Genomic DNA, 23,744 nt, shown 5'->3' with positions numbered 1-23,744 from the left:
ATCCGTAGCTATGGTCTTACCCCTCCTTGTCGGGCGTATCTTGTGAGCGGTGCCGATCTGTCGCCGGTTCCCGCCCTGTATTCATTGCTATGCCTGCTATTCTCCTGAAATCAGATTGGCGGGCGGGTTCAGGATCACCTGTTCACCGCCGTTCAGGCCCGAAACGACCGAAATACGGCCATCGGGCAAAGGGTATCCAACACGCACCAGCCGCAGCGACGGTTTGCCGTCCTCAAGCACGAAAACCGAGGGCAGGCTGCCACGCCAGATCAGGGCCTCGTTCGGGATGGCCTGACCGTTGCGGGTGGGGATGGAGGCGTCGGGCACGGTGACCTCGACATACATGCCGGGGCCGCCGGGGGTGTCATAGGGCAGGTCGAACTTGACCCGCACGGTATGGCGCTTGGGGTCTGCCACCGGAAAAATCTGCGCCACTTTGGCATCAACCGTTGCGCCGCCCACATCCAGACGGGCCGGAACAATCATGCCCTCGGTCAGGCCGGCAGCCAGACGGACGGGAATTTCGGCGTCGATCCGCAGGTAATCGGTAAAGGCATAGGTGACCAGCGGCGTGCCGGGTTGGACGGTGTCGCCCACCTCGACCATTTTGTTGATGATGATGCCGTCAAACGGGGCCACCGAACGGGTGTCGCGCACGCGGGTGTCCAGGGCTTCCAGATTGGCCTGTGCCTGTGCCAGTGCACTTTGGGCCTGATTGATGCCAACGCCACGGGAATAAAGGTCGGCCTGTCGTTCGACTGTGGTGTTGGTGAAACCCAGCGAATCCGAAAAGCCGCGGGTGAAGAACTGGTCAAAGGTTGACGGAATGCCCATGCCGGGGATGCCTGTCATTGAATTGGTGCGGGGCGCATACAGCTCGCGCGAATATTGCATCTGTGCGTTGCGCAAGGCCGCTTCGGCCTGTGCGATCTGCGCCAGTGCGGCGCGGCGCTGGGCCTGAATGCTTTCATCGCCGATCTGCAGCAGAACATCGCCCGCCTTGGCACTGTGCCCTTCGGCACCGGCAAGGAAGGTCACGCGTCCCGGGCTTTGGGCGGTCAGGGTGACCTGTTTAAACGGGATCACGGTGCCGCCCACTGTGGCTTGGCCGCCAGTCGATGTGGTTGAAACGGGGGCGGTTTGATAATCGGTTTCGGATTGGGCCGAGGTCGGGGAGGTTACGATTGCACCCGCACACAACATGGCCAAAACAAGCAAAGATGGTTTTACCCTGTTTGATATTTGCATTGGCGCTCCCCGTTTTTATTGTCTTGGTATTAAGGTGACTAATAATTCCTGTCGCAATCAGACTGATATGGAAAGATATATCGCAAAACGCGCAATATATCAAAATATTCATATGTGAATAGAATGAGCCAAGGGAAACCGACCACTTAAGAAAGCCTGGGAAGGCGCAAACGCAAGGCGGTATATTTAATGAATCTGCCTATTTTATTGACTGAAAAGGAGGGTAGGCCAAAGATTACCCCAATGGACGAGACTCTTAACGGGTTAACTGTGATTTCAATGAATCCATGCATAGATTACCAGAGAATAAATTCGGACGAACACAATTGTCGCATTGAGTTTTGCGGAAATTTCCGAAAGTGATTCGCGCCTAAAACGGGAATGCATTGCCCCACATATAGGACATCGGGTTGGACAGGGCATAGGTTGCCTTGCCGATGTCATAGGTCATCCGGTTCATATTGCTGGCCATGTTCCCGACGGCGCCCGACAGGCCAACCATTGTCTTGTTCATCGTGCCGATGCTCTGGTTCATAGTTTCGACATTTGTTGTCATTGAACCGATGCTTTTATTCATGTTGGCGATGTTGACGTTCATCGTGCCCATACTGGTGCTCATATCGTGCATATCCTTGGCCATACTGACCTGGGTGCCGACCATGGTTTTGATGCTTTCATTCAATTCCTGAATGATGTCGGTCATGGTGAAAACCCGCTGCGCCATCCCGTACATGACCCAGGTGAACACGGCCATAACAACCACAATCAAAAAGGTGGTCAGTCCGATAAAGCGCCCGCTGTTAACACGTCTGTACATCAATAAGTTCCCGCTATGGGGGCGTGTGCGAATACGCCATGAAAGGATGCAAGGCAGGGCCACATTCAGCGGTCCCAAGCCCGAGATATTCAAATACTCATATTATAAAATGCGAATATTGTTAAGTGGTTCTGTTTTCATCACTGGTAAATCGGGACGATTTTGATTCGCGCAATGCAATACTGTGCGCGAATCGTATCGCTCGCAGGGATGTTAATTCAGTCCAAAACAACCTATGCACACGAAAGAACCGGTAAATCTGGTGGTTATGGTCGTATCCGGTCGAATAATTGTCGCCCCCCTGTTGCATTGCTGCGCTGCAACCGGTTTAGTCTTCTCCTGAAGAGTGCAGGATAACCTGCCGGATAGAGATAATAGGGAGCCGCTTTGTGGCCATGACCGACTCGGGTGCAGCGTTCGTCGAATTCGACCGTGTGCAGAAAAGCTATGACGGTGAAACGCTTGTCGTCAAAGATTTGAACCTGCAGATCGCCAAGGGCGAATTTGTGACCATGCTTGGCCCGTCGGGCTCGGGCAAGACAACCTGTCTGATGATGCTGGCCGGTTTCGAAACGGCCACCCACGGTGAAATCAAGCTGGGCGGCGTTTCGATCAACGACATTCCGCCGCACAAACGCGGCATTGGTATGGTGTTCCAGTCCTATGCGCTGTTCCCGCATATGACTGTCGGGGAAAACCTGTCCTTTCCGCTGGAAGTGCGCGGCATGGGTAAAGACGAGCGCGAAGAGAAAGTTAAGCGCGCGCTGGATATGGTACAGATGGGCGATTTTGCTTTGCGTCGTCCGGCACAACTGTCCGGTGGTCAACAACAACGTATCGCACTGGCCCGTGCATTGGTGTTTGAGCCGCAGGTCGTTTTGATGGACGAACCTCTGGGCGCGCTGGATAAACAGCTGCGCGAACACATGCAGTTCGAAATCAAACACCTGCACGAAAGCCTTGGAATCACTGTGGTTTATGTGACCCATGACCAATCCGAAGCGCTGACCATGTCCGACCGTGTGGCAGTGTTTGACGACGGTCGCATTCAGCAGCTTGCCCCGCCCGCCGATCTGTACGAGCGCCCCGAAAACAGCTTTGTGGCACAGTTCATCGGCGAAAATAACAAACTGCCGGGTACGGTTGTGGCGCTGGATGGCGACAATTCAAAAACCGAAGGCAAGATCGCCACGGTGCAACTGGAAGACCGCGCGACATGTGAAGCGCTGGCTGTTAAATGCGGCGGACCAGGGTCAAAAACGCTGGTGTCGATCCGGCCCGAACGGGTATCGGTTTCTGCCGAACCCGGACCAAATTCGACAACCGCGCAAGTACTGGAGCTGATCTATCTGGGTGACCACATCCGCTGCCGGTTGAACGTGCATGGCAACGATGAATTTGTGGTCAAGGTGCCCAATGCGGCTGGCCACAAGCATCTGGTTGTTGGTGAAACCACAAAAATTACATGGGTCGCCGAAGATGCGCGCGCCCTTGATCCGCTATAATTATCTGAATGACAGGGGCGATGAACGCCCGCACATAACAAGAGCAGTTCTTGAAAACTAGGGAGAAAACTACATGAAAAAGATACTTATCCTGACAACAGCCCTGAGTGGCTTTGCCTTTGCCGCTTCGGCAGCAGAAGTGACAGTCATGTCATGGGGTGGCGCTTATACCAAATCGCAAGTCGAAGCCTACCACAAACCTTTCACAGCCGAGACAGGGATCACCGTTAATTCGGTTGACGCCGACAATCCTGGCACACCGATCAAAGCACAGGTCGAAGCAGGCAATGTAACCATTGATGTTGCCGATGTTGAATTCTCGGATGCTGTACGCCTTTGCGACGAAGGCCTGCTGGAAGAAATCGATCCTTCCATCTTGCCTGCAGCCCCTGATGGCACACCCGCCACTGAAGATTTCATTGATGGTGCGATTCAGGATTGCGCCGTTGCAAACATCGTTTGGTCCACTGTTTTTGCTTACAACAAGGACAATGTGAACGGCACACCCACCTCGATTGCGGATTTCTTTGACACCACCAAATACCCGGGCAAACGCGGGTTGCGCAAATCAGCCAAAGCCAATCTGGAAATGGCGTTGATGGCCGATGGTGTACCCGCAGACAAGGTGTACGAAGTTCTGAATACACCTGAAGGTGTTGATCGCGCATTCGCCAAACTGGATACCATCAAAGGCGATATCGTCTGGTGGGAAGCCGGTGCACAACCACCCCAACTGCTGGCTGATGGCGAAGTCGTGATGTCGACCGCTTATAACGGTCGTATCTTCAACGCTGCCGTGGCCGAAAGCCAGCCGCTGGAAGTTGTCTGGGACGGTCAAATCCTTGACTTCGATTTGTTCGTAATCCCCAAAGGGGCACCGAACAAAGACGAAGCGATGAAGTTCATTGCATTCTCGACAGACACCAAGCGTCTGGCAGATCAGGCCAGCTATATTTCCTATGGTCCTGCCCGCAAATCTTCGGGTGCGCTGGTTGGTTTGTATCAGGACGGCAAAACCGAAATGGCACCACATATGCCAACAGCCAAGGCCAATCTGGCAAACGCGCTGGTCAACAACTATGAATTCTGGGTTGACCACGACGCCGAGCTGAACGAGCGTTTCAACGCTTGGCTGGCCAAATAAACACGATAATCGGGCGGCGCTGCAATTGCGCCGCCCCTTTCCAATTCCTTAGGCAAGGCGTATTGCGCAGATCTGGGTGACTTATGGTCGATGCGACGACAAATCCGACAAACACTGGTCTAACCACTGCGGATGGCAAACCGCTTAAGGCGGCGCTTGCCCATGCTCAGGCACGATCGCGCCGACGCGCGTTTTTGCTGGTGCTGCCGCTGCTGCTGTTTATTGTCATTACCTTTATTGTACCGATCGGGCAGATGCTGAAACGCTCTGTCTATAATGAAGGCTTCACTGTGCAGAAGAATCTGGCCACAGGTGAGAAAACACCGATCATGGTCAATCTGGCCAAATGGTTTGACGAAAACCCTGCCGGAACCGAGCCTGATGAAACAGCCTATGCTGCACTGGTCGAAGATCTGAAAGCATTGAAAGAGGTGCGGGCGGCTGGCCAGGCAGGGACACGGATCAATTATGAATTGCCCGGCTCGCGATCCTTGTTCACGCAAGGGGCGCGCAAAGCCAAAAAATTACAACCGCCGTTCAAAGATACCCTGATAGAGTTGAACCCGAAATGGGGCAACCCGAAGCTGTGGCAGGTGATGCGAAGCGCCTCGAGCAATTTTACCGGCACATTTTTTCTGGCGGCAACCGATCGGACAAGAGATGCTGACGGCAACATTATGTCGGTAGATGAAGACCACCAGATTTATCTGAAATTGTTTGGCCGTACGTTTATCCTGTCTGTGTTGATCACAGTTTTGACCTTGATATTGGCCTATCCGATTGCGCATCTGCTGGCCACGTTGCCGCTGCGCTACTCCAACTTGCTGATGATATTCGTTCTGTTGCCGTTCTGGACGTCGCTACTGGTGCGGACGACCAGCTGGATGATCCTGTTACAAAGTCAGGGTGTTCTGAATGACGCGATGGTTGCAATGGGGCTGATCGGGAATGATAACCGCATCCAGATGATGTATAACAAAATCGGCACTGTGGTGGCGATGACGCATATCCTGTTGCCGTTCATGGTTCTGCCGCTTTATTCCGTGATGCGCCCGATCAACCCGTCCTATGTGCGCGCCGCACGAAGCCTTGGCGCGACCAGCTGGACGGCCTTTCGCCGCATCTATTTTCCGCAAACCGTTCCGGGGATTGCCGCCGGTGGCTTATTGGTGTTCATCCTTGCGGTTGGGTATTACATCACGCCGGCCCTTGTGGGCGGATCGGACGGCACGCTGATTTCCAACCTGATCGCCTTCCACATGCAAAAATCGCTGAACTGGTCAATGGCGGCGGCGCTGGCATCCCTGCTGCTGGGCGGCATCCTGATCCTGTACTGGCTGTATGACCGGCTGGTGGGTATTGATAATCTGAAGTTAGGGTAACGTATCATGGCACTTCCGAATTACGCATCCCCCGCCGAAAGGATCTGGCATTACACCTATCTGGTGATTTGTGTGCTGATCTTTTTGTTCCTGATCGCACCGATCCTGATCGTGATCCCGCTGTCTTTTAACGCCGAACCTTATTTTACCTTCACCGAAAAGATGTTGTCGCTGGATCCGACCGGCTATTCGACCCGCTGGTATGATCTGCTGCTAACCTTTGGCATGAACGCCCCCGATGCGCCGCGTGACAGTTCGTGGTGGGCCGATGCCTGGGAAAATGCGGCCTGGATACGGGCGACGAAAAACTCGCTGATCATCGGCTTTTTCGCGACCATTCTGGCGACAGGGTTGGGCACGCTGGCCGCTTTGGGTCTGTCCAAATCCGACATGCCGTGGCGCCGCCCGATCATGGCGATTCTGATTTCGCCGATGATCGTGCCGATCATCATCACCGCGACGGGGCTGTTTTTCTTTTATTCCTATATCCGGATCGGCAGTTGGGGCATTCCCTATTTGGGGATCATTCTGGCCCACGCCACGCTGGGCATTCCCTTTGTGATCATCACCATCACCGCCACCCTTAGCGGGTTTGACCATTCCCTGACCCGTGCGGCCGCCAATCTGGGGGCCAACCCGCGCACCACGTTTTTCCGGGTGATCATGCCGCTGATCCTGCCCGGCGTGATTTCCGGCGCATTGTTCGCCTTTGTCACATCCTTTGACGAGGTGGTCGTGGTGCTGTTCGTTGGTGCGCTGGATGAACAGACTATCCCGCGGCAGATGTGGAACGGTATCCGTGAACAGATCAGCCCGGCCATCCTGTCGGTGGCAACGATCCTTGTGATCATTTCGGTTCTGTTGCTGGCAACCGTTGAACTGCTGCGCCGGCGCGGTGAGAAACTGCGGGGGATATCCCCGCAGTAATTCGGTGTCTTAGCGATGGCCCCAATCATCGGGGTCATCCGAGTTGTTCGGGGACAGGCCGATAACATCGCCTTCGGTATCACACCCCAGCCCCAGCACGGTGCGGTTGGCATAGTTGAAATAGGCTGTCACCTGATTGATCTCGAGTATCTGGCCATCTTCAAACCCGACACTGCGCAGCGCCTTTAAGGCCTCTTCCGGCACCTTCGAGGGCGTCAGTGTCAGCATTGCCGCATACCCCAACGCCATCTTTTCAGCGTCCGTAATCGGGGCCACGTCCACGTCGCCATCCTCGATCGCCTCGCGCAAAGTATCGGCGCGGGCGTCATCGTTCAGCAGGCGTTTCATGCCGGCGAAATGGTGCTCGACGCAGTAATCACATTCGTTCAGTGCCGACACCCAGACACCGATCAGTTCCAGAAACCATTTCGGCAATGTGTTGCCAGTGTGGTGCAGCACATTCTTGTAGATCGCCATATGGCCTTCCATCGTGTGCGGGCGCAGGGAATGGGACATCATGATATTGTCCACATTGTCATCAGGCCCCTTCACACGGTCATAGAGTTTCTTCAGCTTGCCGGTGGCCTCGGCATATGGAACGGTTTTGATCCAGCTCATAATTCACTATCCTTTGGTCCTGTTGCGCGGGCAGGCTAGCCTATGGGTGCAGATTACCCAAGCAATCCCAGCCATACCCAGGCGGTCAATATTGTCGCAGCCGTGGACAGCAACACCGCTGAGGCCGCCACCCGTCGCGCCACGCCATACATGTTGGCAAAGATATAGGCGTTGATGCCGGGCGCCATTGCGGATGTGATAACAGCCGAGCGAAAGGCGTCTTTGGGCAGGGCCAGCGCGGTGCCAAACGACCATGTGATCAGCGGATGCAGCAGCAGCGACACGGCGCTGATATACAGGATCACCCGCATGTCGCCTTCGGGTTTGTAACGCGATAACACCCCGCCCATGCCAAACAATGCGGCGGGCAGGGCGGTGCGTTTCAACAGATCCAGCGCATCGGTGGTGAATTCGGGCATCGGCAGGTGGGTCAGGTTAACGATAAACCCCGCCGAAATGGCCAGTACCAGAACATTGCGAAACATCGCACGCAGCACCGATTTGCCGGTTTGCAACACGCTGCTGCCCCTATTGCGCACCACCTCCATCACGGTGATGCCAAGGCCATAGCAAAACGGCGCATGCACCGAAATAATAGCGAAATTGGCCGCCAGTGCATCCGGCCCATAGGCGCGTTCGGTGATTGCCAGCCCCAGCAGCAGCGAATTGGAAAACAGCCCGATAAAGCCGATGGCAACGCTGTCTTCCCACGGACGGTGAAACAGAAACCGCGCGCCAAACAGGCCGGCGAGGAATCCCGCCGTTGCGCCTGAATAAAAACTGATCATCAGGCGCAGATCGAAACTGGCCCCCAGATCCAGCGTGGAAATGGCGCGAAACAGCAGGGCGGGGATGGCAAAGCTCTGGGCGAATTTCATCAGCCCGTCAATTGCCGCGTCACTCATCCAGCCGCGCCATACGGCGACATAGCCAAGGCCGACAACCAGAAAGACCGGCAGGATGACATCAAGAAGCGCCTGCATCTAGTCGGGAACCGCCAACTGCATCCCGTCATGGGCTGGCGTGATGTTGTCGGGGGTTTCAACTGCCACCGTGCTATAATCCAGATCAATATGCATATTGGTCAACACGGCACGTTTGGGCGCGGCGCGGGTTATCCATTCCAGTGACCGCTCCAGATGCACATGGCTGGGGTGGGGTTTGTAGCGCAGGGCGTCCAGCACCCAGATATCCAGTCCCTTCAGCAAGTCCCATGTATCTTCGGGAATATCCGACACATCCGGCATATAGGCCAGCCCGCCGATGCGAAACCCCAGCGCGCCGATTTGCCCGTGCTGGACGGGCAGGGGGGTCAGGGTAATATCGCCACCCTCGCCGGAAATAATAATATCCCCGACAATCGTGTTCATGTCGCAGATTGGCGGATAGTTTGACCCTTCGGGTGTGATGAACGCATAGCGAAACCGCGCATATAGGTCGTTTTGCGTCGGCATGTCGGCCCAGACGGGCATCCGCTGTTTGGTGTTGAAAACGATCATGCGGATATCGTCAAGCCCGTGCACATGGTCGGCGTGGGCGTGGGTGTAGACTACTGCATCAACCCGATCGATGCCGGTGGCCAGAAGTTGGCTGCGCATGTCGGGCGAGGTGTCGATCAGCACGCGGGTGGTGCCCGCCTCGCCAATCTTTTCAACCAGCATCGAGCAGCGCGAGCGGCGGTTTTTCGGGTTTTCGGGGTCGCAATCGCCCCAGATGCCGCCAATGCGCGGCACCCCGCCGCTTGATCCACAGCCAAGGATGGTTGCCCGCAGTTCAGTCATAGTTGGCCACCTTGGTGAACAGCCGTTCAAAGTTGGCCTGTGTCTGTGCTGCAAAATCGGCGTAGGCCATGCCGAACACCTCGGCCCCCACGCAAGCGGTCAGGGCGCTGAAGGCAGGCTCGTTCCGTTTGCCGCGATGGGGCGGCGGGGCCAGATAGGGGGCGTCGGTTTCGACAAGGATGCGGTCAACGGGTGCGGCGGCGAAAATATCGCGCAATTCCTGCGATTTTGGAAAGGCGGAAATGCCGGACATCGACAGGAAGAACCCCAGATCAAGCGCGGCTTTGGCCAGTTCAGCCGAGGAGGAAAAACAGTGCATGACGCAGGAATAGGCGCCGGCCTTGAATTCCTCGGTCAGTATCTGCGCCATATCCTCGTCCGACGCGCGGGAATGGATAATCAGGGGCAGGCCGGTTTCCCGCGCTGCCGCGATATGGATGCGAAGCGAGGTTTGCTGAATATCCTTGCTGTCGGCGGTGTAGTGGTAATCCAGACCGGTTTCGCCAATGCCTACGAATTTCGGATGATCCGCGAGTGCGACCAGGTCTTCAACACTCACCAGCGGCTCATCAGCCGCGCTCATCGGGTGGGTGCCGGCGGCAAAGAACACCGGCGCGTAGGTTTCCGCAATCGTGCGGACCTGATCCAGCTGGCGCAGTTTGGTGCAGATCGTCACCATGCGCGTTACCCCTGCGGCCACGGCGCGGTCCACCACTTGCGGCAGTTCATCGGCAAAATCGGGGAAATCAAGGTGACAATGGCTGTCGGTTATCTGCGGAATATCTGTCATGCCCTTGCCTTATCCGGCAGCGGTTTTCACTGCCATTGCGTCGATCTTTAGAACCATATCAAGGATCAGCGCAGCGGGGTCAAGGTTCACGGCCTTGCCGTGACGCACCCGCGCGCCCAGTTCCTGTTGCAACTCGGCCCATTGCCGCCCCGCATAGGCGGTCGGGGCAAGACGCGTCATCAGTGCGGCTTCGCCATTTGCGGCCTCGATCATATGCGGACCAGCGATGCCGGTGCGGGCCAGTCGGGCAAGGAACAGGTCCATCAGGCCCAGCAGCAGATCGTACCTCGGCTCTTTGCCCTTGCCAACAATACTTTCGGCCAGCCGCAGGGTGCGGGCGCGGTCCAGTTGCGGCCAAGTGCCAATCAGGTTGACGATTTCCTGATAGGTTTCCAGCCCGTCCAGATTGGTCAGGCGGAACGCTTCGCCCACCGAGCCACCGGCCAAAGCGGCCAGCGCCACAGGATTGCCAGCAGCGGAGGCACCTGCGCTGGTCAGGGCCTCGGCCATATCCTCGGGCGACAGCGGCGTACAACGCAATTCGCGGCAACGCGACCGGATGGTCGGAAGCAGGCGCGAGGGCTGGTGGCTGATCAAAAACAGGATGGTGCGTTCGGGCGGTTCTTCCAGCAGCTTCAACAGGGCGTTGGCTGCGTTGGGGTTCATTTCGTCCGCCGTGTCCACAATCACCACGCGGCGGCCCCCGTCGGTGGCGGACAGGGCAAAGAAATTACGCAGCTTGCGGGCCTCGTCCACGGTGATCACGGATTTCAGTTTCTTGGTCTTTTCATCCCACGCGCGGCGCAGCAGGAACAGGCGCGGTTCCGACAATGCGGCCATGCGGTGGGCGACCGGATGATCTGGGGAAATATCAAGGCTGACGGGTTTGGTTTCATCGCCAAACATCGACATGCCATCATCTGCCGGTTCGGCTAGCAGGAAACGCGCCAGTTTCCACGCCAGCGTGGCCTTGCCCACCCCGCGCGGGCCGGTGACCAGCCATGCGTGATGCAACCGGCCGGAATTATAGGCTTGCAAAAAGGCCGCTTCGGCCTTGCCCTGACCCAACAATTTCGCAGTTTCACGCGGATGCGGGGCACCTTCGATGCGGTCGGGTTCGGGCAGGGCTTCGTCAAGGCTCATGACGGGGCACCGTCGGCAATCTTTGCAATCTCGGCAGCGATCATCTCTATTCCGCGATTGCCGTCGATCACATGGCAACGGGCGGGGAAATCCTGCGCCAATGCCAGAAAACCGGCGCGCAGTTTTTGTTGTAAGCCAAGCCCCAGATCCTCGAACCGGTCCTCGCCAGATTGCCGTGCCAAACCGCGCGTCAGCGCCGTTTCAGGGTCCATGTCGATGATAAAGGTCAGGTCGGGTTCGCGGCCAATCATCAGGCTGTGCAACTGATCGACCACACCGCGTAGGTCAGCGCGTGCAGCGCCTTGATAGACGCGGGTGGAATCCGCGAAACGGTCGGAAACCACGGTTTTCCCTGCGGCAAGCGCCGGTTCAATCGTCTTTTCCAGATGGTCGCGACGGGCAGCGGTGAACAACAGGATTTCGGTTTCCGCCGACCAGCGGTCAGGGTCGCCTTCTACTAGTAAACGGCGGATTTCTTCGGCCCCTTCGCTGCCACCCGGCTCGCGGGTCAGCACGCAATCATGGCCGGCAGTTTCCAAATGATCGGCCAGCAGCCGCGCTTGCGAAGATTTGCCAGAACCGTCGATCCCCTCGAATGTGATGAACAATCCCTTTGCCATCACAACAGGTCCTGTGCGCTCCCGATGGCCTTTTGCAGCAGGATTTTCGAGGCGGTGCGCAGACGGGGCAAGAAGCCCCCGCGCGGGATGTCACGATCAGCCACCAATGGCAGGCGGGCATCCGGCAAACCAGCGCGCTTGATCACCAGTTCGGCCAGCTTTTGACCTTTTTCAATCGGGGCCTCGATCGGGGCTTTGTAGGAAACGGTGGCTTCAATGCCCTTATCAGACAGGGCTGGTACCAGCAGCAATAAATCTTTCGGGGCCACCAAACCAACACGACTGGCTTCTCCCATCCAGACATCGGCTTGTGCAATCATCTTTCCCTGCGGTGCGACCTTCTTTTCGACAAATTGCCGGAAGGCCCAGTTGACGATACGTTCGGCCTCTTCGGCGCGGGCCTGCTCGGAAGGAAGGCCCGTGATTAAAAAGATTATCCTGCGATCACCTTGTTTGGCCGAGCCAACCAGACCGTACCCGGCTTCGGCAGTGTGTCCGGTTTTCAGGCCATCCGCGCCGATATTAAGTTTTAACAATGGGTTGCGGTTGTTTATATTTTGCGGCGCACGCCCGTCAAACAGGAATTGTTTTTCGGAAAATAATGGATAGAAAGTCGGGAATTCGGTGATAATTCGGTTTGCCAGAATAGCCAGATCATGCACGCTCATCCGGTGGCCAGCCTGTGGCCAGCCGTTGGAGTTGGTAAAATGCGAATTGGTCATGCCCAGCTCTTTGGCCCGTTCGGTCATCATACGGGCAAAACCTGCTTCGGTACCATCTGGCGACAGGGCCTCGGCTAAAACGTCCGCAGCATCATTGCCAGATAGCACAATCACACCCCGCAACAAATCCTCGACCCGCACCCTGTCGGATGTATTCAGGAACATGGTCGAACCCTTATAATCCATCGCATGTTGCGATACCGGCAGTTTGTCATCCAGCCGTAAACGCCCGTCCTGCAAGGCCTCGAACACCATATTCAGTGTCATAAGTTTTGACATCGAGGCAGGTGGCAACGGCAGGTCGGCCTGTTTGCTGAGCAAAACCGTGTCGGTGGTGTGGTCGATCACATAGGCAGCCGTTGCCCGGGTATCAAACTGGGCCTGCGACGGTAGGGCCGCCATCAATGTCATCAAAACGGCAATCAGGGGCAGAATGCGCAATTTCATAAGTGGTATCCGTCCGTTTAGTTGCTCACAATATAGGCATCTTTGAAGCCCATAGACTTGACTTTCCTCAGCATAGCAGTCCGCTCCGCACGCTTTCCAGCGGGGCCAACCAGAACGCGCCAGACGGTTTTCCCATTACTGGTCTGTTCTTCGGCAGTGGCGAACAGTCCCACCTTGCGCATATCCTCGATAACCTTGTCGGCGTTGTCCTTGCTGCCGAATGTTCCCAGCTGGACATAGGGTTTTGCCAGTTTGGACGGTGCCACCGCAGGCACGGCTGCAGGTTTCGGGCTTGGTGCGGCGGGTCTGGCAACCGGCTTGCCCTCGGCCGCATCAATCGCGGCAGCGGCCGAAGCAATCGGATCCAGAGGTTTTTCTTCAATGGTCTCCGGTTTCTCCAGTGTTTCTTTGGTGGGCGCGGCCTCGGGGGCAGGTTCCGGTGCAGGTTCGGGCGCCGCTTCCTCTATCTTTTCACGGCGCAAGGCCACAATATCAAGTTTCACGGGCTGACCCGCCAGCATCTTAAGTTCAGATGCCGCATCGGACGAAACCTGAATGCGCGGCCCCGGATTTTCCCGCTCGCGACGGAACAAGGCACCGACAATGGATTTTCCGTTTGCCTCGTTACGTATGATAACACGCAGCGGTTCTTTTACATCCGGATGTGCAACCCAGACCCCACCCAAGGATGGTCGCCCATCCCAAAGCCCGCTTTCGGTTTTGTGGAATAACTCCGGTGCTTCGACATCGCGTTCGACGGATTTTCCCGGCCTTTGGCTGACTGCTGCTGTGCCGTCTGCCTGTGCTTTGGGTTTGAAAGGATTGAATGTTTTGCCATCTTCGCAGCCTGCCAATGTGATTGCCACAGTTGCCAGAATAGTTAGCCGCCCGATTTTTCCCCATGTCACGTCAACTGTTCGTTTCATGCCTTGCCCTCTTTATTTCTGCGCCCTCTACGTGGCGCTCAAATCCGATATTTCGGAAGCCCTACTCGATAATACACGCGTTATTTGACCGCGTTTTGCCTGCATATTAACGATACTGTTGTTTCAAGGGAAGGGCGCAGGTTGCCATAAGCGAATTTCCCCGCCATTTCAGTGCTTTCAGAATCACAAAAGCCGCATTATAGGTCGCCCGGTCGGAGGAGTGGCAGAGTGGTTGAATGCACCGGTCTTGAAAACCGACGTAGGTGAAAGTCTACCGTGGGTTCGAATCCCACCTCCTCCGCCACTTGCCTTCATTAAAACGCGGATATGCCCCGACGCGGGGGTGATTTTCCTTATGTTTCAAAGGGGTTTAGGCCTGGTGACCGAACCCGCGAGAATGCCCGATCACCTCATTACGCTCTCTAATCCCCGTTTCTCTCTATTCGACCGACCTTCGGGGCGTTTAAGGTCGGTCACGAAAACTCCAATAAAACAAGGATGGGGCTGACCCAGATAACCTAAAAAGAGGTTATGATGGGAAGCATGAGAAAGAGTCGCCTGAGCCACTACAAGCAAGACCGTCTTACGGAGCATTTTGTTTCGGGATCGACAGCACGAACAGCAGCCAGTTTGTGTGGTGTAAACCGCAAGACCGCAGCGTTTTATTTTCTACGCCTGCGCGAGATAATCGCCTATGAGCTGGAGGCGGAAAGCCAAGCTATGTTCGGCGGAGAAATAGAAGTGGACGAAAGCTACTTTGGCGGCAAACGCAAAGGTAAACGCGGGCGTGGTGCGGCAGGTAAAATTCCCGTTTTTGGTATATTAAAAAGGGGTGGGAAGGTTTACACCAAGATCATCCCGGACGCCAAATCCGCCACTCTGATCCCGATCATAGAGCGCAAAGTCGTGCCGGATTCCATCGTCTATTCCGATTGTTGGCGCGGTTATAATGTGCTGGATGTGTCAGACTTCCACCACTTTCGCATCAACCATTCCAAGCTCTTTGCAGACCGTCACAACCACATCAATGGCATCGAGAATTTCTGGAACCAAGCCAAGCGCCACATGCGCCGATTTAACGGTGTCCCCAAGGCCCAATTTGGGCTATATTTGAAGGAATGCGAGTGGCGTTTCAACAACAGTGACCCTTCAGCTCAGTTATTGCAGCTAAGACAATGGGTTAAGCGTTACTTGAAGTAGTTATCTGGGTCAGCCCCGAAAACAAAAATGCCGCTGCAGGTCTGGATACTGACCCTTGCGGCCTTCGCCATCGGCACCGCCGAATTCGTTATTGCCGGAATATTGACGCAAGTTGCCGACAGCCTGCATATCTCGGAAGGACAGGCCGGCAATCTGATCACCGCTTATGCGCTGGCCATCGTGTTCGGCGGCCCGGTCCTGACCCTGTGGCTGGCACGCTATGACAAGCGCAAAGTGCTGATCGGCCTGATGGGGCTGTTCGTGATCTCGAACCTCATCACCGCCTTTTCCACCGGATATAGTATGCTCTTGTTTAGCCGTGTAATGGCTGGCCTCACCCAAGGGCCGTTTTACGGGATCGGCGCTGTGGTCGCGACCCGGCTGGTGTCGGATAAAATGGCCGGGCGTGCCGTGGGGCAAATGTTTGCGGGATTGACGCTGGCCAATGTTCTCGGCGTTCCGGGCGGGGCCTGGGTCGGCAATGCGTTTGGCTGGAACACCACCTTTGTCTTTGTCGCGGCCTTCGGTGCCCTGGCTGCAATGTCGATCTACGCCATCATCCCGCGACAAGCTTTGGAGGCTCCCAAATCCCTGGCCTCGCAAGTCGGAGCCTTCCGCAACCCGCAACTGTTGGCCAGTCTGCTGTTTACCACATTAGCCTGGGCCGGGTTCATGACGTTCTACGGCTATATTGCCCCGATTGCCGAACAGGTTGCGGGCTTTGGCCGGACGGACCTGACCTGGATCCTGGTTATCGTCGGGCTTGGCTTGGTGATCGGCAATACGCTGGGCGGCAAGACGGCTGACCTCAACCTGCGCGCTTCGCTGATCCTGTGGCCGGCCGCGATGATTGCAGCACTGATACTTGTCGGTTTTGTCGCACCGTTCAAATGGCCCTTCGTCATTGCCGCCTTTGGCTTCGGGATCGTGGCCTTTGCCAATGTTCCCTCGATGCAGATGCGGGTGATGAACCACGGTGGCAATGCCCCCGAACTGGCTGCAACGGCCAATATCTCGGCCTTCAACATCGCCAATGCGCTTGGTGGATTCATCGGCGGCATGGTTGTGGATTCCCGGCTTGGTGCCGGTGCAATTCCCTTTGCCGCCATTGCCGTACCGTTCATTGGCCTTGGTTTCATCCTCTGGCTGGAACGCAGACCTGCCTTGGCACAATGCCCGGCTGAATAACCTGTAACAGAAAAGGAAAGCAAAATGAAACACTTGAAAACATCTCTCGCCGCACTGGCCCTGGCTGCGGTGTCCACGCAGGCCTTTGCCGGCGACTTTACCCTGACCAGCCCCGACGTGAGCGAGGGCAAGCCCATCACCGCGGCGCAATACTGGAACAATTTCGGCTGCACTGGCGACAATGCCCGCCCCGTCCTGGACTGGAGCGGCGCCCCCGAAGGCACCAAAAGCTTTGCCGTGACCTTCTATGATCAGGATGCCCCCACAGGCAGCGGTTTCTGGCACTGGGTGGCCTATGACATTCCCGCCGGCATCACCCATCTGGATGCCAAGGGCCTGCCCGCAGGTGTCAAGGAGGGCAATACCGATGTGGGCGTTCCCGGCTATCTCGGACCCTGCCCGCCGGTCGGGCGCAAGCACGTCTACACCTATACGGTTTACGCGCTCGACACCGATCATCTGAACCCGCCGGAAAACGCGACCGCCCCCCTGACCGGCTTTTTCATCCACCAGCACAGCCTGGGCACAGCGACGCTTTCGGTGACCGCCGGCCCGCGTTCAGAGTAACACCAGAGTAACACCAGCGGGCCAGATCATTGGCCCGCCAAACCCAAAGGAAAATCCCATGACCGACCTGTTCACCCCTGTAACCCTTGGCCCGCTCACCCTGCCCAACCGCATCGCCATGGCGCCGATGACGCGCGCGCGCACCACCCAGCCAGGCAATGTGCCCAATGTGATGATGGCCGAATACTACGCCCAGAGGGCCAGCGCCGGGCTGATCATCACCGAGGCCACGCAGATTTCGCCGCAGGGTCAGGGCTATTCCTTCACCCCCGGCATCCACACGCCCGAACATGTTGCGGGCTGGAAGCTGGTGACCGATGCGGTGCACGCCCGGGGCGGGCGCATCTTTCTGCAGCTTTGGCATGTGGGCCGGATGAGCCACGAGAGCTTTCACGCCGATGGCAAGCCGGTGGCCCCCTCGGCGCTTTCGCCAGATGCGCAGGTCTGGGTGGTCAACCCCGAAACCGGCGTTGGCGAAATGGTGGATTGCCCCCTTCCCCGCGCCCTGAGCACCGCCGAAATCAAGGACGTCATCGAGGATTTCCGCCGCGCCGCCGCCAATGCCCGGGAGGCCGGTTTTGACGGGGTCGAGATTCATGGCGCCAACGGCTATCTGATTGATGAATTCCTGCGCCGCTCCTCGAACCATCGCACAGATGAATACGGCGGAAGCCAAAAAAATCGCATCCGCTTTCTGGTCGAGGTGGCCGAGGCGGTAGCGGGCGAGATCGGCGCCGAGCGCACCGGCATCCGCATGTCGCCCTATATCACCCAGCGCAACATGGCCGATGATGAAATCATCGAGGTGATGCTGAAGGCCAGCCGCGAACTGGAGCGCATCGGCCTTGTCTATATCCACCTGTCCGAAGCCGACTGGGACGATGCCCCGCAGGTGCCCGAACAGTTCCGCCACGATCTGCGCGCCGCCTATACGGGGCGCATCATCGTGGCCGGCAAATACGATCTGGCGCGGGGCAATGCGATTGTCAGCGCAGGGCTTGCCGATATCGTCGCCTTTGGCCGCCCCTTCATCGCCAACCCCGATCTGGTGCGCCGCTACCGCGAAGACCTGCCGCTGGCAGAGTTCGACGGGGCGACCCTGTTTGGCGGGGATGAAAAAGGTTATTCGGATTATCCGGCGCTTGAAGGGAAAGGTGCATGAGCCTCACCCCCGCACAAATCGCCGCCGGGCGCGCAAATGACCGGATCGGCACCGTACTGGTGCTGGAAACGCCGCAAATGCGCGTCTGGCACCTGCGTCTTGCCCCCGGCGAGACCGCCCCGCCCCACCGCCACGACCGCCCCTATTTCTGGACGGTGCTGGGCGATGGCCGCTCGCGCTCGGATTACGACGACGGGCGCAGCGTCGAGACCACCTACAAGGCCGGAGATACCCGCCATTTCCCCGACCTGACCCCTCAAACCGGCTTTGTCCACAACCTGACCAACATTGGTGACAGCGAGCTTGTCTTTATCACCGTCGAATTCAATGCAAAAGGAGATGCAAAATGAAAGCTGTCGCCCTGAAACACTATCTGCCGATTGACGATCCGCAATCCCTGCTGGATGTCGACCTGCCCAAGCCTGCGCCCGAAGGCCGCGATATTCTGGTCGAGGTCCGGGCGGTGGCCGTGAACCCGGTCGACACCAAGGTGCGCGCGCCCAAGGACGGCGAGGAAAACCCGCCCCGTGTGCTGGGCTATGACGCCAGCGGCGTTGTCGCCGCAACTGGCCCCGATGCGACGCTCTTCAAGGTCGGTGACGAGGTCTATTACGCCGGCGACATCACACGCCCGGGCACCAACCAGCAATTCCACCTGGTGGACGAGCGTATCGTCGGGACAAAGCCGAAAACGCTTTCCTTCGCCGAGGCCGCCGCCCTGCCGCTGACCACCATCACCGCCTTTGAGAGCTTCTTTGACCGGCTGGGGATCGATCCGGACGGGGCAGGTGCTGGCCAGTCGATCCTGATCATCGGCGCGGCCGGCGGGGTCGGCTCGATCGGCATCCAGCTGGCCAGGCGCGCGGGACTTGTCGTTATCGCCACCGCCTCGCGCCCGGAAACCATCGACTGGGTGCGCGAACTGGGCGCCGATCACGTGGTCAACCACTGCAAACCGCTGGTCGAACAGGTGCGTGCGGAAGGCTTTGAAACCGTCGATCACATCGCCATTTTCAACGACATGACCCATTGGGAGGAGGCGGTCGAGCTGATCGCGCCCCAGCATGGCATCGTCACCATCGACGACACCGACAAGCCGATGCCCATGGCCGGCATGAAACCCAAGGCGGCCAGCCTGCACTGGGAATTCATGTTCACGCGCGCGATGTTCAAAACCCCCGACATGATCGAACAGCACCGCCTGCTGAGCCGCGTCGCCAGCGAGATCGACGCCGGTCACATCCGCACGACGCTGGCGCAAGTCCTCACCCCGATCAACGCCGAAAACATGCGCAAGGCCCACGCCCTGATCGAAACCGGCACCGCCAAAGGCAAGATCGTCATCGAGGGCTGGTAACCCCCCGCCCGTGGCCCGCCGCAAACCCGCGGCGCGGGCCACGGGCTGACAATGAAATACCGGATCTGTTTTCACAAGATTTGAAACACAGTAAATGGTCCCCCGAATGCCTGTCACGTCCACTTCCAAGAAGAAGTCTGAATTGTTACTGAAGAAAGAAAGCAGTCATGCCTAAGAAAAATGGAAAAACGAAATACTGTAATACGCTTGATAAACTTGCCAAAATGCACAATCTCCTGAGGCAAACCTTCGGTATTGCAACTGTAGTTTTCATGCCTTTGATGGTAAGCATTTCCCATGCGCAAAATTCTTCTTCGACCCCTGATGTCGGGGCGACAATGGTACATTCAGCGGTAAATGACTCCTGGCATATTGATAAGGATTTCTCGATTACAATCCCTTTTGAATGGGCCGGTGGTCTCCCGGTTGTAAAGGTGAATATCGGCGGAAAAGAGCACAAGTTCTTATTCGATACTGCGGCCCCTACAATTGTGCCGGAAGAATTGGTCAGTCAATTAAACCTTCAACCTGTTGGTGCGCCAAAAAAACTGTACGATTCTGCGGGCAGAGAACTGGACAAAACGCTTTATAGGCTCCCCCTGTTGAAAGTCGGGGATGTGGCGTTCAGGGATTTTGTTGTCGTCACAGGAGATTTCAAGCGTAATTTTCCTTTCTCCTGCCTTGGGTTCGATGGAATATTGGGTTATACTTTCTTCAAGGATCTGAATATAAAACTGGATTATTCGAACCAGAAAATCACACTGTCGGATAACGGGATTCCCCATGCCCGTTCAATCCCGGTCGAGATTAGCTTCGAGCCCGTTCGTGGCCCGTTGATAGAAGCCAACTTTCCTTTCGGAAATGCCTATTTCGAGATTGATACGGGCAAGAATGCAGGCATTCAGCTTGGTGATCCGGCCGTTATTCCCGAATTTGAAAAAATGGGGTACGTTTCAAGGGAAACCCGCGGTACATTTTCAAGCAGTATTGGCGGGGTTGTGAATCGGCGTGCAAAACTGACCCACTTGGGTGGGTTATGAGCGAGTAAAATTGACCCACCTGTTTCGTTAACATCCGCGCAAAATTGTGCGGAGGAAAGAGCAGGTGATATTGATGGAAAGCGTATCGAAGATCCGGCGCTGGGTGCTGGTTGAAGGGCGCAGCATCCGGTCTGTGGCGCGGGCGACGGGACTGTCGCGGAACACGATCAAGAAGTATTTGAAGGACGAGAATCCGCCGAGCTACCAGCGCCATGCGCCGCCAGTTCGGCACAAACTGTGCAATGGGTTTGATCTTCGGCTGCAGGAACTGTTTGATCAGGACTCGAGGCGACCACGCCGGGAGCGGCGGACGGCCCAGAAGCTATACGAGCAGCTTGTGGCAGAGGGCTATACCGGGTCCTATTCGCCGGTTCAGCGTTTTGTTCGTGAGTTGAAGCGCGCCGGGCCTGTTCGGGAGATGCGTTTATCCCGCTGCATTTTGCGGCGGGTGACGCGCTGCAATTTGACTGGAGCGAAGAACGGGTCGTACTGGGTGGTGTCGAGCAGAAGGTGAAGGTCGCTCATTTCCGCCTGTGTCACAGCCGCAAGCCTTTCGTGATTGCCTATCCCGGTGAAGCCCAGGAGATGGTGCTGGATGCTTTCGTGCAGGCGCTGTCCTTTTACGGAGGCGTTCCGCGCAGGGTGATCATCGACAACCCCAAGACCATGGTGACCTACGTTTCGCGCTCGAAGGAGCGGATATTCCATCCCCGGTTCCTGGCCTTGATGAACCACTATGTGATGGAGCCGGTGGCCTGCACGCCCGCTGCGGGCTGGGAGAAGGGACAGGTCGAGAACCAGGTCCAGTTCTTGCGGGGCCGGTTGTTCGTTCCCGAACCGGCCTTTGATGATCTCGAGGCGCTGAACGCGTGGCTGCGTCTGCGTTGCGAAGATCTGGCAGAGCGTCCCCATCCCGAGCAGCAGGATCGCACGATTACCGAAGTGTTCGAAGACGAGCGCGCCGAACTGCGCCCCCTGGGTCGGGCCTTCGACGGCTACGTGGAAAAGACCGTCCGTGTCCGCTCCACCTGCCTGGTTCAATATGCCAGCAATCGCTACAGCGTGCCCTCCCGCTTTGCCGGGCATCATGTGTCGCTACGCGCCTATGCCGGCCGGATCGTGGTGGTCTCCGGTCAGGATGTGATTGCCGAGCACAGGCGTCATTTTACCCGCAATATCAGCTATTTCGAGCCCTGGCATTACGTTCCCCTGCTGGACCGCAAGCCTGGTGCCCTGCGCAATGGCGCCCCCTTTGTGGGCTGGGAACTGCCCGAGGCCATGCATCGGATCAGGGAACATTACATGGCTGGTAAAGGCGGGGATCGGGAGTTCGTCGACCTGCTCCTGCTGGCACAGGATCACGGGATCGAGGTGGTCGAGACGGCCTGCAATCTGGCGGTGGCACAAAACACCCTGCGGCTGCCCGCCATCATCAATCTGATCAACCAGTTGGTGGAACCGGTCATCACACCGCTCAGCGATGCCTGCGCTTATCCGCAGCTGACCTTGCGGCCCGAAGCCGATTGCAAACGCTATGAGACCCTGTGCTCGGCTGAGGAGGTTGCCGTATGAATGCCTTGATCGACCAACTGACAGCCCTCAGGTTGCATGGAATGGCAGCTTGCGCCCATGATCTGCTGTCCGCGCGCAAGCCGCCAAGTCTGACCACAGCGATAAGGCAACTGATCGACGCCGAGACTGTAGAGCGCCGGGTGCGCTCCATCCAGTATCAAATGAGGGTTGCGAAGTTCCCCCATCACAAGGACTTCGCCACCTTCGATTACAGCGCCGCCGCCCTCACCCAGGCCCAGATCGAACCATTCTGCACCGGCCAGTTCACAGAGGAGGCCCATAACCTCATCCTGGTGGGCGGAACCGGCACGGGCAAAACCCACATCGCCATCGCGCTGGGAACGACGCTGATCAACAACGGCAAGAAGGCGCGCTTCTTCAACGCCGTCGATCTGATCAACGCCCTGATCAAGGAACAGGCCGACGGCAATGCAGGGAAGATCATCCGGCAGCTCTCGGCTTTGGACTGCGTCATCATCGACGAGCTGGGCTACATCCCGTTTCCCAAATCCGGTGGCGCGTTGCTCTTCCATCTGATCAGCAAGCTCTACGAGAAGACCAGCATCATCATCACAACCAACCTTGAGTTCGGTGAATGGGTCTCGGTCTTCGGGGATGCCAAGATGACAACCGCCCTTCTGGATCGCGTCACTCATCACTGCAACATCATCGAAACCGGCAATACCTCATACCGGTTCGCCCAGAGTAAACGCCGTAGAAAAAACTAGCCGTTCCGCAAGCAAAGCCCCCAGACGGACTCGCTACATGAAGGCGGCCCGACTGGGGGCTTTGCGCCACAAAGGGGGGGGCAAATTTAAATGCCGAAACCGGGTCAGTTTTAAATGCTCATTGACAGGCGGGGTCAACATCGACAGCCTTAAAGTAACCTATTTGGCGCAGAATTTTTCAATCAGCCCGGGCTTGCCGATCAAATCATTCCCGATCAGTGTGGATAAGAGTGGTTCTTTTTTGGTTGGAAATGATTTCCTAAAGCATTTTACCATCGTTCTGGATTTTCCCAACCAGAAGGCTTTTTTCCAAAACACCAACACGGACGTGGTTAATGATGGTTTCACAGATACGTTCGGGTTCACGCCGTATTGGACAGCAGATCATGGACTTACCATTTCCGCAATTACGGCCAAAACACCGGCAAGTTCTGCCGGTCTGAAAGTCGGTGATCGGATCCTGTCTTTGGACAGGCGTGATGTCTCAGCCATGAAAGCCGACGGCTTTTGCCAATTGTTACGGCATCCTGTGCTGGATAAACAAAGGTCGTTGACCATCATCTATCAGCGGGCCAATGAAAACCCCAAGAGCATAACGCTCAACAAGTGAAGGAAACCCCGTGCGACAGGCAGAAACCGAGGCCCTGCCCCCTGAAGAACAGGCAGAATACTCCAGGGGCCGCATCGCTCTATGACCAATCCGCACCTTGGTGGCCACACTTATGCTGTCTCTGTCAAAGGGCGTTGCCGAGGCGCAGGAGGGCTATCCGCTGATGAAATCGCTTTTATTGAAGACCACGGCGACTGGTGCTCAATGTCGGTTGGCACAAAGTCGTTCTGGGCCATTCCTGAATGCTGGG

At 56.8% G+C, this 23,744-nt stretch carries 25 protein-coding genes and 1 tRNA gene; 16 read left to right on the top strand and 10 right to left on the bottom strand.

The window, feature by feature from the left end; translation table 11 throughout:
• Positions 1–96 precede the first annotated feature (96 nt).
• A complete protein-coding gene (locus ACQY4M_RS02375; protein WP_428540322.1) occupies positions 97–1,248 on the bottom strand; it encodes an efflux RND transporter periplasmic adaptor subunit in 1,152 nt (383 codons plus the stop codon).
• A gap of 370 nt (positions 1,249–1,618) precedes the next feature.
• Positions 1,619–2,065 carry a hypothetical protein gene (locus ACQY4M_RS02370; RefSeq protein WP_428540319.1) on the bottom strand — a complete coding sequence of 149 codons (447 nt, stop codon included), beginning with the start codon at positions 2,063–2,065 and terminating at the stop codon, positions 1,619–1,621.
• 389 nt (positions 2,066–2,454) lie between these two features.
• On the opposite strand from ACQY4M_RS02370, the gene ACQY4M_RS02365 reads away from it, so the two are divergent.
• From ACQY4M_RS02365 to ACQY4M_RS02350, 4 genes are all read left to right on the top strand, one after another.
• Positions 2,455–3,570, top strand: a complete 1,116-nt coding sequence (locus ACQY4M_RS02365) for an ABC transporter ATP-binding protein (protein WP_428540316.1) — start codon at positions 2,455–2,457, stop codon at positions 3,568–3,570.
• 73 nt (positions 3,571–3,643) lie between these two features.
• Positions 3,644–4,714 carry an ABC transporter substrate-binding protein gene (locus ACQY4M_RS02360; protein ID WP_428540313.1) on the top strand — a complete coding sequence of 357 codons (1,071 nt, stop codon included), beginning with the start codon at positions 3,644–3,646 and terminating at the stop codon, positions 4,712–4,714.
• Between the two features lie 83 nt (positions 4,715–4,797).
• A complete protein-coding gene (locus tag ACQY4M_RS02355; RefSeq protein ID WP_428540310.1) occupies positions 4,798–6,096 on the top strand; it encodes an ABC transporter permease in 1,299 nt (432 codons plus the stop codon).
• A gap of 6 nt (positions 6,097–6,102) precedes the next feature.
• Positions 6,103–7,023: an ABC transporter permease gene (locus ACQY4M_RS02350; protein ID WP_428540307.1), complete on the top strand. Its 921-nt coding sequence runs from the start codon at positions 6,103–6,105 to the stop codon at positions 7,021–7,023.
• Positions 7,024–7,032: 9 nt separating this feature from the next.
• Here ACQY4M_RS02350 and ACQY4M_RS02345 read toward each other — a convergent pair whose 3' ends face one another.
• From ACQY4M_RS02345 to ACQY4M_RS02310, 8 genes are read right to left on the bottom strand one after another with little or no spacing between them, the layout of a single operon-like run.
• The gene (locus tag ACQY4M_RS02345; RefSeq protein WP_428540304.1) at positions 7,033–7,641 is read right to left on the bottom strand and encodes a carboxymuconolactone decarboxylase family protein; all 609 of its coding nucleotides are present in this window, start codon (positions 7,639–7,641) and stop codon (positions 7,033–7,035) included.
• Positions 7,642–7,694: 53 nt separating this feature from the next.
• The gene (locus tag ACQY4M_RS02340) at positions 7,695–8,624 is read right to left on the bottom strand and encodes an AEC family transporter (RefSeq protein ID WP_428540301.1); all 930 of its coding nucleotides are present in this window, start codon (positions 8,622–8,624) and stop codon (positions 7,695–7,697) included.
• On the bottom strand, positions 8,625–9,422 hold the full coding sequence (locus ACQY4M_RS02335) for an MBL fold metallo-hydrolase (RefSeq protein ID WP_428540298.1): 798 nt from the start codon (positions 9,420–9,422) through the stop codon (positions 8,625–8,627).
• Positions 9,415–10,212: a TatD family hydrolase gene (locus ACQY4M_RS02330; protein ID WP_428540295.1), complete on the bottom strand. Its 798-nt coding sequence runs from the start codon at positions 10,210–10,212 to the stop codon at positions 9,415–9,417. The genes ACQY4M_RS02335 and ACQY4M_RS02330 overlap by 8 nt, the downstream gene beginning before the upstream one ends.
• A 9-nt stretch (positions 10,213–10,221) precedes the next feature.
• Entirely contained in the window at positions 10,222–11,355 is a 1,134-nt protein-coding gene (locus ACQY4M_RS02325; RefSeq protein ID WP_428540292.1) for a DNA polymerase III subunit delta', read from the bottom strand.
• Entirely contained in the window at positions 11,352–11,975 is a 624-nt protein-coding gene (gene tmk / locus ACQY4M_RS02320) for a dTMP kinase (protein WP_428540289.1), read from the bottom strand. The genes ACQY4M_RS02325 and tmk overlap by 4 nt, the downstream gene beginning before the upstream one ends.
• Positions 11,975–13,144 (bottom strand): D-alanyl-D-alanine carboxypeptidase family protein, encoded by a 1,170-nt coding sequence (locus tag ACQY4M_RS02315; RefSeq protein WP_428540287.1) that lies wholly within the window; start codon positions 13,142–13,144, stop codon positions 11,975–11,977. The genes tmk and ACQY4M_RS02315 overlap by 1 nt, the downstream gene beginning before the upstream one ends.
• 17 nt (positions 13,145–13,161) lie before the next feature.
• Entirely contained in the window at positions 13,162–14,070 is a 909-nt protein-coding gene (locus ACQY4M_RS02310) for an SPOR domain-containing protein (RefSeq protein ID WP_428540284.1), read from the bottom strand.
• Positions 14,071–14,284: 214 nt separating this feature from the next.
• On the opposite strand from ACQY4M_RS02310, the gene ACQY4M_RS02305 reads away from it, so the two are divergent.
• From ACQY4M_RS02305 to ACQY4M_RS02250, 12 genes are all read left to right on the top strand, one after another.
• Positions 14,285–14,374: transfer RNA gene (locus ACQY4M_RS02305), tRNA-Ser, on the top strand.
• A 239-nt stretch (positions 14,375–14,613) separates the two neighbouring features.
• On the top strand, positions 14,614–15,270 hold the full coding sequence (locus ACQY4M_RS02300) for an IS1595 family transposase (RefSeq protein WP_428539609.1): 657 nt from the start codon (positions 14,614–14,616) through the stop codon (positions 15,268–15,270).
• A gap of 27 nt (positions 15,271–15,297) precedes the next feature.
• Positions 15,298–16,458, top strand: coding sequence for an MFS transporter (locus tag ACQY4M_RS02295; RefSeq protein WP_428539656.1), 1,161 nt, complete (start codon positions 15,298–15,300; stop codon positions 16,456–16,458).
• A gap of 24 nt (positions 16,459–16,482) precedes the next feature.
• Positions 16,483–17,025 carry a YbhB/YbcL family Raf kinase inhibitor-like protein gene (locus tag ACQY4M_RS02290; protein WP_428539659.1) on the top strand — a complete coding sequence of 181 codons (543 nt, stop codon included), beginning with the start codon at positions 16,483–16,485 and terminating at the stop codon, positions 17,023–17,025.
• Positions 17,026–17,083: 58 nt separating this feature from the next.
• Positions 17,084–18,187: an alkene reductase gene (locus ACQY4M_RS02285; RefSeq protein WP_428539662.1), complete on the top strand. Its 1,104-nt coding sequence runs from the start codon at positions 17,084–17,086 to the stop codon at positions 18,185–18,187.
• A complete protein-coding gene (locus tag ACQY4M_RS02280; protein WP_428539665.1) occupies positions 18,184–18,537 on the top strand; it encodes a cupin domain-containing protein in 354 nt (117 codons plus the stop codon). The genes ACQY4M_RS02285 and ACQY4M_RS02280 overlap by 4 nt, the downstream gene beginning before the upstream one ends.
• Positions 18,534–19,544: a zinc-binding alcohol dehydrogenase family protein gene (locus ACQY4M_RS02275; protein WP_428539668.1), complete on the top strand. Its 1,011-nt coding sequence runs from the start codon at positions 18,534–18,536 to the stop codon at positions 19,542–19,544. The genes ACQY4M_RS02280 and ACQY4M_RS02275 overlap by 4 nt, the downstream gene beginning before the upstream one ends.
• Positions 19,545–19,711: 167 nt before the next feature.
• Positions 19,712–20,584, top strand: a complete 873-nt coding sequence (locus tag ACQY4M_RS02270) for a retropepsin-like aspartic protease (protein ID WP_428540281.1) — start codon at positions 19,712–19,714, stop codon at positions 20,582–20,584.
• A 73-nt stretch (positions 20,585–20,657) separates the two neighbouring features.
• Entirely contained in the window at positions 20,658–21,098 is a 441-nt protein-coding gene (locus tag ACQY4M_RS02265) for a hypothetical protein (RefSeq protein ID WP_428540278.1), read from the top strand.
• On the top strand, positions 21,011–22,156 hold the full coding sequence (istA, locus tag ACQY4M_RS02260) for an IS21 family transposase (RefSeq protein WP_428541096.1): 1,146 nt from the start codon (positions 21,011–21,013) through the stop codon (positions 22,154–22,156). Before ACQY4M_RS02265 ends, istA begins: the two co-directional genes overlap by 88 nt.
• Entirely contained in the window at positions 22,153–22,884 is a 732-nt protein-coding gene (istB, locus tag ACQY4M_RS02255) for an IS21-like element helper ATPase IstB (protein WP_428539322.1), read from the top strand. Before istA ends, istB begins: the two co-directional genes overlap by 4 nt.
• A gap of 37 nt (positions 22,885–22,921) precedes the next feature.
• Positions 22,922–23,494, top strand: a complete 573-nt coding sequence (locus ACQY4M_RS02250; RefSeq protein WP_428540275.1) for a PDZ domain-containing protein — start codon at positions 22,922–22,924, stop codon at positions 23,492–23,494.
• The last annotated feature ends 250 nt before the right edge of the window (positions 23,495–23,744 follow it).

The organism is Profundibacter sp., from assembly GCF_965277155.1.
Taxonomy (GTDB): domain Bacteria; phylum Pseudomonadota; class Alphaproteobacteria; order Rhodobacterales; family Rhodobacteraceae; genus Profundibacter.
This window is presented reverse-complemented; position numbering and strand designations above follow the sequence as displayed.